The organism is Paenibacillus sp. SEL1 (genome assembly GCF_054602535.1).
In genome coordinates, this window is the sequence record NZ_CM137723.1 from 692,037 (window position 1) to 704,400 (window position 12,364).

Annotated in this window: 12 protein-coding genes and 1 riboswitch; of the genes, 7 read left to right on the forward strand and 5 right to left on the reverse strand. The window is 46.8% G+C overall.

Annotated elements, in window-relative coordinates; all coding sequences use genetic code 11:
- Positions 1-35 precede the first annotated feature (35 nt).
- Positions 36-740 carry a response regulator gene (locus ACYCSE_RS03110; protein WP_459701320.1) on the forward strand — a complete coding sequence of 235 codons (705 nt, stop codon included), beginning with the start codon at positions 36-38 and terminating at the stop codon, positions 738-740.
- Here ACYCSE_RS03110 and ACYCSE_RS03115 read toward each other — a convergent pair.
- From ACYCSE_RS03115 to ACYCSE_RS03130, 4 genes are read right to left on the reverse strand one after another with little or no spacing between them, the layout of a single operon-like run.
- Complete coding sequence (locus ACYCSE_RS03115) at positions 708-1,619, reverse strand: glycosyltransferase family 2 protein (protein ID WP_069290231.1); 912 nt, start codon at positions 1,617-1,619, stop codon at positions 708-710. The genes ACYCSE_RS03110 and ACYCSE_RS03115 overlap by 33 nt on opposite strands.
- Positions 1,579-2,805, reverse strand: coding sequence for a glycosyltransferase family 4 protein (locus ACYCSE_RS03120; RefSeq protein ID WP_459701322.1), 1,227 nt, complete (start codon positions 2,803-2,805; stop codon positions 1,579-1,581). Before ACYCSE_RS03120 ends, ACYCSE_RS03115 begins: the two co-directional genes overlap by 41 nt.
- Positions 2,789-4,054, reverse strand: coding sequence for a polysaccharide biosynthesis protein (locus ACYCSE_RS03125; protein ID WP_459701324.1), 1,266 nt, complete (start codon positions 4,052-4,054; stop codon positions 2,789-2,791). The genes ACYCSE_RS03120 and ACYCSE_RS03125 overlap by 17 nt, the downstream gene beginning before the upstream one ends.
- Positions 4,055-4,058: 4 nt before the next feature.
- The gene (locus ACYCSE_RS03130) at positions 4,059-5,180 is read right to left on the reverse strand and encodes a glycosyltransferase (RefSeq protein ID WP_061828845.1); all 1,122 of its coding nucleotides are present in this window, start codon (positions 5,178-5,180) and stop codon (positions 4,059-4,061) included.
- A 397-nt stretch (positions 5,181-5,577) separates the two neighbouring features.
- On the opposite strand from ACYCSE_RS03130, the gene ACYCSE_RS03135 reads away from it, so the two are divergent.
- The 6 genes from ACYCSE_RS03135 (at position 5,578) to ACYCSE_RS03160 (ending at position 11,439) form a co-directional block, all read left to right on the forward strand.
- Complete coding sequence (locus ACYCSE_RS03135) at positions 5,578-7,299, forward strand: NAD-dependent malic enzyme (RefSeq protein ID WP_459701326.1); 1,722 nt, start codon at positions 5,578-5,580, stop codon at positions 7,297-7,299.
- Positions 7,300-7,391: 92 nt separating this feature from the next.
- Positions 7,392-7,494, forward strand: a riboswitch (TPP riboswitch).
- 138 nt (positions 7,495-7,632) lie between these two features.
- Entirely contained in the window at positions 7,633-8,322 is a 690-nt protein-coding gene (tenA, locus tag ACYCSE_RS03140) for a thiaminase II (protein WP_459701328.1), read from the forward strand.
- Between the two features lie 74 nt (positions 8,323-8,396).
- Positions 8,397-9,239, forward strand: a complete 843-nt coding sequence (gene thiM, locus ACYCSE_RS03145) for a hydroxyethylthiazole kinase (RefSeq protein ID WP_459701330.1) — start codon at positions 8,397-8,399, stop codon at positions 9,237-9,239.
- Positions 9,236-10,066, forward strand: coding sequence for a bifunctional hydroxymethylpyrimidine kinase/phosphomethylpyrimidine kinase (gene thiD / locus ACYCSE_RS03150; RefSeq protein WP_459701331.1), 831 nt, complete (start codon positions 9,236-9,238; stop codon positions 10,064-10,066). Before thiM ends, thiD begins: the two co-directional genes overlap by 4 nt.
- Positions 10,063-10,752, forward strand: a complete 690-nt coding sequence (gene thiE, locus ACYCSE_RS03155; RefSeq protein WP_459701333.1) for a thiamine phosphate synthase — start codon at positions 10,063-10,065, stop codon at positions 10,750-10,752. The genes thiD and thiE overlap by 4 nt, the downstream gene beginning before the upstream one ends.
- Before the next feature lie 378 nt (positions 10,753-11,130).
- On the forward strand, positions 11,131-11,439 hold the full coding sequence (locus ACYCSE_RS03160) for a hypothetical protein (protein WP_459701335.1): 309 nt from the start codon (positions 11,131-11,133) through the stop codon (positions 11,437-11,439).
- Positions 11,440-12,127: 688 nt separating this feature from the next.
- Here the strand turns inward: ACYCSE_RS03160 and ACYCSE_RS03165 are convergent.
- Positions 12,128-12,322 (reverse strand): XRE family transcriptional regulator, encoded by a 195-nt coding sequence (locus ACYCSE_RS03165; RefSeq protein ID WP_307353479.1) that lies wholly within the window; start codon positions 12,320-12,322, stop codon positions 12,128-12,130.
- Between the last annotated feature and the right edge of the window lie 42 nt (positions 12,323-12,364).

The following is a 12,364-nucleotide window of genomic DNA, read 5'->3' on the forward strand; positions in this document are numbered from 1 at the left end:
ATTTCTTACTTCCTGATTGGAGTTGCGCAGTTCTTATGACACCCCAAAACATTCTATTTGTTGACGACAGCCCTATGGTTCTGTCCCTGCTCGAACGGACCTTGACGCAAGAAGCATTTACCTTACATACCGCTCACACGCCCAAAGAAGCCTTACAAGTGCTGGAACAGCACCCGATTGATGTGGTCGTTTCCAATCTGCTCATGCCTGGTCTGGATGGGATTACCTTCCTTCGCATGATTAAGAAGGATTATCCACATATCGTACGAATCATTTTGTCTGGTCACCTGCATACGCAGTCCATTTTATCGGCAATTAATCAAGTCGGTGTGTTCCGTTTTTTGACGAAACCGCTGGAGTTGGATGATGACACGCTAAAAAAAATACTGTATGAGGCGCTTGATCAGGCCAAACTCAACCGAAACAGCCTGCATGCAGAACAGAACGTAGCTTCCGACCTGTCAGCATTTATAGACAGCATTTTGAACGCTCCGTACCGCCCCTATGTGCTACTGAATGAACAAGATATCGTAACCGCTGTACACATTGCACTCGCTGAGCTGTATCCTGTCGGCTGCTCACTACGTCATCCTGACGGGGAAGGTATTCAGTTAACCACGCATTCATTATATATACCGTATGAGGAGTCGGAATCTTCCGATCCCGACCTGTATACGCTGGATACGCTGACCCTCGGCCATTCATCGTTACGCCTTATCCGCCTTAGCGAGATCGCCTGAGTGACGGGTGCCGCCCTTTAACACGGCGGCTACCCCAATCACAGTCAGGCATACATACATCCACAACATCCCCATCGTCAGCAAGGGGTGACGGATATAGTTTTTCAAATTCCCCCATGTATACAGCACCGGACGGAAGAAGTACCAACGTTCCAGCGCCTTTCGCAATCCGCCCTCTTCAGATGACATCGTACGATCCATCACCGAAAAGTAGTAGGCTTTTTTACGTAATACATCGTGCAGATACACCTGTTTTTCATCATGATATACCCGTGTAAATACCGCCCGGCGAATAACTCCGCCAGACTCTATATAACGCAAGGTTGGCTGTATTTCTTCAAAAGCAATCTGCTCCGCATTAAATCCGCCCGTCGATTCATAAGCGCTCATTCGCCAGAAGCGTGCCGCTTCAATGGAGCGTTTTCCCAAGGTCTCACCCGCGTTATTAATCACATTTCGCTCAAAAACTTTCACTTTGGAAAAAAAATTGTCCGCTTCCGAATACGCCTCCTCCGGAATGACCAAGGCGCCAATATCCTGATGATCGTCAAAAAAGTCGATGCTCTGCTGAATCAGATGTTCGGCTAAAATCATATCGGAATCCAATACAAATATGTATTCGGCCCCCAAGTGTTTTGCTTCCTCAACCGCCCTGACCCTGGCGACTCCCCGCTCCCCATGGGGAAGCTCCAGTACCGTTACGGGTACTGAACTCCCTGCCGACAGCATACGAATCGTCTCGACGGTCCGGTCATTGGAGCCATCATCAGCAATTACAATATGCAGATCCTTGTAATTTTGCCCCATACAGCTTCGCAAACAAGGCTCTATCGTCCGCTCATTGTTGTACGTGGAGAAGAGAATGACCACTTTGTCCACTCTGTTCCGCCTCCTCTGCCCAATCTTCCATCAACTGCTCAAACGCAGCAGCCGTATGATCAAAATGGAATCTTAACGCATATTGATACGCCCGCTCACGGATGGCCATGTAATCTTCCCCGCCCTTCGCTGCTCTTTCCATTTGTTCAGATAATCCCCGGATGTCGCCGTGAAAGCATAGATACCCGCTTTTTCCGAAATCCGTTGCATCCACCAGCCCCGGTGAATTGCTGACAATGCTGGGCGTTCCAACGGCTGCCGCTTCGGTAATCGTCAACCCCCAGCCTTCACGTAAGGAAGGAAACACCAGCGCGTGGGCACGACTCATCAACTCCAGCTTATGCTCTGCTGAAACAAATCCGTAAAAGGTAATATCGGCTTGCGATTGCCCCTGTTCATCCGGTTCTCCGTATGTTAATCCATATCGTTTCATAATCGGCAACAATTGTTCTGCCACATAGGTTTTATCGGTTTTTCCGGCAATCCATAACATAGCCTGAGGGAACTTTTCCTTGAGCTGCCCAAAGGCCTCAACGACCAGATCAATGCCTTTATATTTGACGAAGCGCCCAGCATACATGAAGGTCGGATTAGGCTCCTTCGTTAAAAATTGTTCGCGCGGCCAATGATCAAACTCAATGCCTTCCGGTAAAAGATGGACACGATCCGGGTGAAAGCCCAGCTTAAGTAGATCGTATCGAGTAGACGGAGATACCGTAAGCGTCCGATCCTTACGAGCCAGCTTAAGCATCAAGGGCTCCATATGAAACCCAATAACATTTAGCGGGAATTTGGCGTTCTCAAACCATATTTCCCTTGTTAGCTGATGTATGAAAAAGATCCGCTTGGATGCCTCCACCCAAAATCGGGTAAAGAATTGATGCGTATTTGCCTGGTTAATCACATAATCGATCTTCCTTCGATGACGACGGTAATAGCGCATCGCATAATAAATAACACTGTATATGTTCCCTTTTCGAATATACGTAATACCGTCAATAACTTCATGCTCAGGCATCCCCTCAAATTGGGGTGAAAAATGAATGAACTGGAAGCGGCCTTGCTGTGAGCGTTTAAGCATTTCGTGGGTAAAAATTTCTGCTCCCCCGCTTTTAGGTGAACGAATGTCACGCCAGGAAAGCAATAGAACTACGGTTTTACCGTCCTGTTCATGTATGGTATTCATGGGGTAAATCCCCCTTTATCTTTATTTTGAACAAATGTACATAGGCGTCTATCACAAAGTAGAGAGCCATAGCCCCGTAAACAATGAACTCAGATAGCAAAAAATCTACCGGATCTGTGTGGGCAATATGAAAGGCTACTAATAAAGCCGCGGCTCCTGCCATCAGACTGAATATAAATTTGCGTCTGCCCACCAATACGTGCACATGTACAAAAAACAGCACGATGGAAAATAGCCAGTACACCCAGCCACCCCATGGAATATAGGCCTCGGCCGATTGGTAAGAGGCTCCGAATAATATGGGAATAGAGGATGGGAACACAAAGGTCGTGCCCACATATACACAGATTGCAGCTACAGCCATTAATCCGGCATAGACGGCAATCAACTTGCCCAAAGCTTGGTGGTCATGCCCCTGTGCACCGATCTTTGGAATAAAGGCAGCAATGAGGCTATACGAAACGTAATAGACCAATTGGCTGTACTTCAGCGCAATGGCATAGCTGCTGGCCTGCTCGGGAAAGTAATGCTGTACATACAACATGTCGATGGAGATACAAAACAAAATAAATAAATTCGTCATAAGGCTATCGGTGAAATCCTGACCCAATGATTTCCATAGCCCAGAAGGGATATGTTCTCCACTGTATGTGAAAAGGGACAAGCCGCGAGCCGAAACGATCCAGCCGTGGAGCAGCGACAGCAACATTCCTCCACAGCTCGCTAACAGTAGGGCTTCCAGCTTTAACCCCAGTGCAGCCAGAACAAAAAACAGGCTCAGCTTCCCTAATACCTCAATGTAATAGTTCACATTGAGCGCCAACATGCGTTCCCTGCCCTGTAAATCTCCGCGGCACGAACTCACAAGAATATGCAGTCCGATCAAGCCATACAGCATGAACAGCGGGCCGGATTCGACGCCTAATAGCGAACGCAGTAACGGATGAAAGATGAGTAAAATGATCATGGCAAGCACGGTTAGCACCAGAGGTGCTTTGAGTAATAGAGAACCGAGCGGTAAGCTTCGTAGCGCAAGCTTTTGGTCTCCCTTAGAGACCAGTTTTGCAGTTAATAGCTGGATGGATAAACCCAAAACGGATAAAAGCGCAAAAAGCGCCAGCAGCGCATTCGCCTGGCCATAAGCTTGTCCGGTAAGATACCAGCTCGCTGCAATGTGAAAGAAAAAATTAAATCCGTTAAGCAGCACATTAAAGAGAGGAAACATCAACGATCGTACTCGGTTGTTCACGTTGTTATCTCACCCGCCGATCCAGTCGCCAAATATCAATGATGGAGCGCAAAAAACGAATAGAATCCTTCCAGACATGGATGTGCGAGCCATCCCGGTCAATACATTTGACGGGTAATTGCAGCACACGAAGCTGGAGTCGCTTGGCAATAAACATCATTTCCAAATCCAACGCCAGTCCGAGCTGTTCCTTTAAATGCGGAAACATTCGCTTCACTGCAACCGAACTCATCACTTTAAGCCCAGTCTGGGAATCCACCACACCTGTGGGTAAAAAAGGACGGGAAATCACCCGTTTACCAAAGCTGACGACAGATCGCAATAAAGATCGATTCTCAGCGGTCATATCCTTGGTTCCGATCACGACATCATAATAGCCCTGCTGAACAACATTAATCATTCTGGCAATATCCTCAATAAAAAAGGAGTCATCTGCGTCCACAAATACGTAGTAATCCGCACCAATGGTCCGCATCCCTTCCAGATACGTCCCTGCCTTACGTGTATTGCGTCCCAATTCCCTTGTTTGAAGCAGCGGGCTAAGATTCTGATTAATCCGGTTTACGGACAAGTCCGTGGCTGCCTCCAGCGCTTTAATCAAGGCATTCGTACCATCGTAGCTGCCATCATCAATGAGATAAATCGAACCTTCAATAATATGGCTGCGGATAAAGACCTGCAATCGTTCAGCAAAGGTTTTGACATGAACAAAACGTTGCTCTTCGTTATATACAGACAAGATAAATGCAATATGTTGGCTTTTGGTCGAATACTCGGGATAGAGCAAGCTTTGTATTTCCGAAAGCATTTCTTCGTTGTCATTGGCTTGCCAAAATAGCAGCCGCAAACGACCTACTCCGATGATTTGCACCATATGCTGATCACTGAACGGAAATGTTACATCCGTCACCAGTAACAATGGCATTTGCGGAAATTGGCTACGGATCTGATTGGCTTTCCGCACTGCCTGCCCCGGCTCCCTATAATCAATCAGGCAACAACATGCGTTCTCGTAGACTGAAGCTGCCTCCGTGTCCTCGCACTGTATATATTGGTAAAAACAAATCACATTGGGATAATCAATAGCCCTGTCGTTATCGCTAAAAATGGCTATAGGTCCCTGCACACAAACCTCTCCTTTTCCTCCGAATAGTTCTATTTTGTTGAAAAAGAATTAAGAATGTTTGCTTATAGGAGTTAAATTAATGTCCAAATACTTCATATTTCCTTAACAAAATAACTGACACTCCATGATATATATGGAGATAAGAGAAGAAAAACTAATTTTCATATTTGATAAAAACAGAGCATTTAGACCTGATTCATTAGAACCAAAATCATCAGGAATGGTTAGCGAATCTATATTGAAAGTTAGTTCTTTTATATCATTAGAAAGAAACAAATATGGTTATTTTGTCATAGATAAATGCAAGAATAAAACATATTTGCACGTCCATACTATGGACAACATGTCATCTTTCGTTATGAATAGTTATGAAAATGAAGAGAAGGAAGGTCTTTCTATGGAAGCATTTTATGTCAATCGTGATGGGTCATTATCTACTCCATTACGGGGAAAGGATGTGTTGGCAAATCCCCTTTTGAACAAAGGTGTCGCTTTTACAGAAGAAGAACGCAAGGAGCTGGGTTTGGAAGGAATCCTTCCTCCAACCGTCCTTTCATTGGAGAAACAGAGCGTACGGGCATATCAGCAGTTTCTGGCACAACCCACCATGCTGCGAAAAAATGCTTCTCTCAACGACCTTCACAACCGAAATGTCGTACTCTACTACCGGCTGCTAACCGATCATTTGAGTGAAATGCTGCCCGTAGTCTACACGCCGACCGTAGGAACCGCGATTCAAGAATATAGTCACGAGTACAACCGTCCTGGAGGCATATATTTGTCGATAGATAACCCGAACGGTATTGGACAAGCATTCCATAATTCTGGTTTGAGTGGCCATGATGTGGATCTGATCGTCGTGACAGATTCCGAAAGTATTTTAGGGATTGGTGACTGGGGCGTCGGGGGGATTAACATTGCTATCGGCAAGCTTGCAGTGTATACGGCTGCGGCAGGCATTCATCCCGGGCGGGTGCTGCCAATTGTACTAGATGTAGGTACAAATAATGAAAAGCTGCTGAATGATCCACTGTACATCGGAAACCGCCATAAACGGGTTCGCGGAGAAGCCTATAACCAGTTTATTGATACTTTTATCAGCAAAACGTTAGCGCAATTCCCAAAGGCGCTTTTACATTGGGAAGACGTGGGTAGCGTAAATGCACGCCATATTATAGGAAAATACGGTCAAAGTATACTCACCTTCAACGATGATATACAAGGTACAGGAGCGGTGACCTTGGCTGCGATTCTTTCGGCGGTGGGTATCACCAAGACTCCGCTGCGTGAACAAAAAATACTTGTTTTCGGTCCAGGGGCAGCAGGAATCGGTAATGCTGATCAAATTCGGGGTGCTATGATCGAGGACGGCCTTTCCGCAGAAGATTCCTTCAAGTCCTTTTGGGCCTTTGATTATCGCGGGCTGTTAATGGAAGATATGGAAGACGTATTGGAGTATCAGAAACCGTATGTGCGCAAAAAGGATGAAGTCAGCTCATGGACCCGATCGGGTGACGGCAAAATACCACTGCTAGAGGTCATCCGTCAGGTGAAGCCTACGATATTGATTGGAACTTCCGGTGTAGCAGGTGCCTTTTCTGAAGAGATCATCAAGGAGATGGCGAAACATGTAGAACGCCCGATCATTATGCCCATGTCCAATCCTACAAACCTTGCAGAAGCAGTACCCGAGGATTTGATCCGGTGGACCGATGGCAAAGCACTGATTGCAACCGGAAGTCCTTTTGAGCCCGTCACCTATAACGGTACGAAATTTGAGATTGGACAGGCGAACAATGCCTTTGTTTTTCCGGGACTGGGTCTGGGTGCGATTGTGGTTAAAGCCAAAAGGATTACCCCTGCGATGTTTACAGCGGCAGCAGTAGCTGTTGCCAATGGTGTAGATTCGAATACGCCTGGTGGTGCACTACTCCCTCATATCCGAAAATTACGCGAAGTTTCGTACGCTGTTGCGATTGCGGTTGCAAAAGCCGCGATACAGGATCAGGTAGCTCAGGCGCACATTTCAGATGTGGAACAAGCTATACGAGTTGCAATGTGGAAACCGGAATATGCCAAGGTCAAAGCTGTGGAAAATGTAATTCATCACCCTCACTAAGCCCAAAACACCTAACTAGAGGAAATTTCATATTTTGCACACTATGTTTGACATAGCGTATGAACGTATGTACAGTAATAGTCAAAAGAATAGAAGTCCACTAGGGGAGCCGCTATGGCTGAGACAAGAACGTATCTTGGACCCTTTGAACCTGATCTAGTTCGTACTAGCGTAGGAAAGTGGAGCCTTCGTATATAAGGTTTCAAACGTTTTTTTGCGTATTGAGCCTATTGTTGAAGCCGCTCCCATTTTTCCGGGGCGGCTTTTTAGCGTTGTTCCGGAATTATATTCTTACAGGACTTCTTGCTCTTCAATTTAATGGAGGTGGGGAAATTGAGTTTTACACAAGAACTCCGTCGGCAGGCGGACGGCATCTTTCAAGCGATTTTTGAGCACCCCTTTGTGAGAGGTATTGCTGAAGGAAGTTTGACAAGGGGACAGCTGATTCACTATGTAAAACAGGACTTTGAATATTTGAACGCTTACATGCGGATATACGGCATCGCAATCTCCAAATGCACAAATCGGGAGGACATGGCTGTATTTAATGAACAAATCTCTTTTATTCTCCACAGTGAGGTTCATCCGCATCAAAATTTCTGTGCTGTCGCAGGGGTGAGCTATGAAGAGTTGCAGGGATATCCGCTCGCTCCGTCGGCTCATCACTATATCCGTCACATGCTGACGGTTGCGCATGAGGGCAGCCTGGGCGAGATCTTGGCTGTGCTGCTGCCATGTATGTGGACGTATGCCGAGATTGGTCGCAGGCTGCTGGATGAAGTAAAGCCGGATGAGTCTCATCCGTTCTATGAATGGATGGGCTTCTATGGAGATCAGCTTGATGATACAACACTCAAGTTCCGAGAACGTGTAGATGCTTGGGCGGAAGACGCAACGGCTGCTGAGCGGGAGCGGATGATTGAGCATTTTATACTGAGCTGCCAGCTGGAATATAAGTTCTGGGATATGGCTTATAAGCAGGAAGAATGGCCGGTCCAGATGCAGGCAGCGGTCTTGGAATAGTCAGCCTGGCGATTCGATGTGTGAAGTACGTTTAATGCCCTGTTGAACCACCAACTATAGAGAGGATAATCATTATGAGTACATGGAAAAAAAGTTATTCGGATCTCCTGACGAAGGTACAAAACAGCAAACCCCTCGTTCACAATATGACCAATGTGGTAGTCACCAACTTTACGGCCAACGGTCTGTATGCATTGGGCGCCTCCCCGGTGATGGCCTATGCACCCGAGGAAGTAGCAGATATGGCAAAAATAGCAGGCGCCGTCGTGTTAAACATCGGTACACTGAACCGCGAACTGGTGGATGCCATGATCATTGCTGGACAATCGGCGAATGCACACGGTGTTCCGGTGCTGCTAGATCCGGTCGGTGCGGGAGCAACGAGCTTTAGAACTGAATCGGCACTGCGAATCCTTAGTGAAGTCAAAATCTCATTGGTGCGGGGCAATGCAGCCGAAGTCGCACATCTTGTTGGAGAAGCGCGTGAGATTAAAGGCGTAGATGCCGGTGACAGTGCTGACAGCGGCCATGTCGATCTGGCAATTCGGGCTGCTCGAACGCTCAATACAATGGTTGTCATTACTGGAAAAGAGGACGTCATCACCGATGGGGCCGAAGCACGAATGATTAGCGGCGGAGACGCGCTGCTCACGAAGGTAACCGGAGCAGGCTGCCTGCTGACCTCTGTGTTAGGTGCCTTTGCAGCTGTTGAACCCAACCTGCTGCTCGCAGGTACAGCAGGTTTGGCATTTTACGGTGCAGCAGCTTCTCGAGCCGCAGCACGTACCGCAGAGCTGGGGCCCGGCAGCTTCCAGATTGCCTTTCTCGACGAGCTGGCCAAACTGCATACAGGTTCACTAGAAGGGCATGTCTCTATCCGTGAAGCCGGAACAACCACAGCAGGTGGTGCGCGATGATAGACACTCGTGTACCCAGAGCGCTGACGATTGCTGGTTCGGACAGTGGCGGCGGGGCCGGAATTCAAGCTGATCTCAAAACCTTTCAAGAACTTGGCGTGTACGGCATGTCGGCTATTACGGCTATTACCGTACAGAATACCTTAGGGGTCCACGGCGTATATCCGCTACCAGAGGAAGCAACAGCGGAACAGATCGAAGCCGTAGGATTAGACCTTGGAGTGGATGCCCTGAAGACTGGCATGCTGTTTAATGCCGGCATCATCCGTCTTGTGAGCGAGCAGATCCGAAAGTTCGGCTGGAAAAAGGTCGTCGTCGATCCCGTGATGATTGCCAAGGGAGGCGCTGAACTGCTGCAGCTGGAAGCGGTGCAGGCTTTGAAGGACGACCTGCTCCCCTTGGCCCTGGTCGTTACACCGAATATCCCGGAGGCGGAAGCCCTGACAGGGATTAGTATCCATACGATGGAGGATCGCCGCGAGGCTGCGAGACATATTAGCAGTATGGGACCAAAATTCGTTGTGATCAAGGGTGGCCACGCTGACGAGAGCGAGATCAGCGGACAGATTGTTGACCTGCTTTTTGACGGAACCGCCTTTATAGAGCTGAGCGGCAAGCGAGTACGGACTGTCCATACACACGGAACAGGGTGCACTTTCTCGGCAGCGATTACCGCGGAATTAGGGAAAGGGATGTCTGTACCGGAGGCTATCTCGAATGGTAAAGCCTTCATCCAGGCGGCGATTGAGGATACGTTGTCTCTGGGGCAGGGACACGGCCCAACCAATCATTGGGCCTACCGACGTCGTCAGGAGATGCTTCTATGAGCGGCAGAATATTGTCAGAGGTGGTGCGCCGCCATCTACAGATATACCTGGTGCTTGGAAGCGTGAATTGCCTCGCGGAACCAGGCTGGGTCGTGCAGGAGGCTCTGGCTGGCGGGGCAACCATGGTCCAGTTCCGAGAAAAGGGTCTCGGCGCGTTAACGGGCGTTCCTATGTTCGAACTCGCGCGCCAGCTACAGGAACTGTGCCGTCACGCTGGTGTCCCCTTCATCATCAATGACGATGTGGAGTTGGCTCTTGAACTCGACGCCGACGGTGTTCACATCGGTCAGGACGATGAATCCGCCGATTCCGTCCGCGAGCGAATCGGAAATCGAATTTTAGGCGTCTCCGCCCATACCATCGAGGAAGCACGTCGAGCCATCCTGCAAGGTGCTGATTATCTCGGCGTCGGACCCATCTATCCCACCGTCTCGAAAGATGATGCCCATGCCGTACAGGGACCGGTAATTTTATATGAGATGCGTAAAGCGGGAATTGATGTGCCGATTGTTGGGATCGGAGGTATTACAGTGGACCGTGTTGAGGAAGTCGCACGTGCAGGTGCAGATGGTGTAGCGGTGATTTCAGCCGTGACACAGACAGAGCAGGTTAGAGGTGCGGTCAAGGAATTAAAGAGGAAGGTCGTCTTGAGCATCGAACATCGGGGGAGGTCCCAAAAACTATAAAGTACGGATCGTTGCTCAAGTCGCTATTGTTTCCAGATTCTATGGTTCCTGGTTTCATACCGTTATTAAATAAAGAGAGCTGTCTTAGTTGTAGGAAAACCTACTTTTGAGACAGCACCTCCCCATCATATATGATCTATTTTCAAAACGATTTGCATGTGAAAGTAAGATGATGAAGGGATCGAAATTATGTTGCTGCTTTTTGCTAAAACAAGATGATTAGCGAAATGGAGCGTTAAATTTGATCTTTCCTTACTTCCCTCGGAAATATGCGCAATAATATCCCTTAATCTCGTAGTATTTTCAAGTTATGCTTGCGTTACCGACTTCTCATCCTTGCTTTACCATAGAATTTATATATTAAGAATTTTTCATACTTTGAGTGCTTTAGCTGGTTGTGCGAATCAGGGAACAGCTGATTCATCTCCCAAAGAAAAAATACCAGCAACTCAGACAACCATCCTGCACAGCCTGGACGAGATCAAGTGGGATGAAGTGAAGGACCCTCTGATTGAAGATAGCATGATAACAAAGCTTAAAGCGGCCATCGCACCCTTTGTTTCCAAAGACTTGGATCAATTCCATGCTGCACTCAGCCCAACTGTTAAAACAGGGCACGATTATCTTCTGGATCAGCCCGTGAAATTCACTGGTATTGAAAAGCCGAAAAAGAAAATGAATGGATAAAAATTCCCGTTGTAGGCGACCTACTTGAGGAAAAAGAAGGTTTTTCCTCGGATATAACTGTACTATTTCTATTTTATACAAGATAAAGATGGAGCATGGCAAATTGTTTCGATTGACTAATTAATTTCTCATTTCATACCCAGTAGAAGACGATCTGATTAATCAGATCGTCAGGCTGTCGAGAAACCCCCTGTTTTTTTGCAGGGGGTTTAAAACTGTCTTAGTGGTCTAAAAACTAGGGTCCTCAGATCGTTTTAAATCGATTTTTGTTTTAAAAGATGCGTCTCCCCATATAAAAATAGAATTGTCGAAAAGTCCTTGGACTTTCTCGACAACCTAAAGGCTGACCATTATTGTATGGAAATCACCTACGTACTGGGGAGATGCCCCAACATTCGCGCCTATTCTGGAGGCTATTTTTGGATTCTCCAATTCATAGATAACTACACCGACTGGTTGATGGGTGCATACACCATACATTTGATTGGTCGGACGATATATAAAAAAATACCAGAATAATTATATAGGACCAGTATTATAATCGATACGATCGTAGAACTGATTATGCTTATGATCTCATTCGGAATTATCCTATTTTTATTTATTTCACAAGAAATACGGTGGCATAAGTCGCTTTTTATTAATACTTATGTTCAGACAGAGTCGTTTTAAAAATAGAAAAAATATATTATTCTTCAATTCCGAGCAATTCGGATACTTGTTTTCTGTATCTTGTAGCCTTGCGTGTTCCATGAATGAGATTTGACAATCTGGAAGCTGGAATATGATATGTACTACAAAAAGTTTTCTGATCCATTCTTTTATCGAGCAGTTTTTGCTTGATCTCCCATCCAAAAGGGGTTACAGAATTTCGATGATTCAACATCACTACCTCCAGATTTTAGTTTTTTAAATCATGTATTAT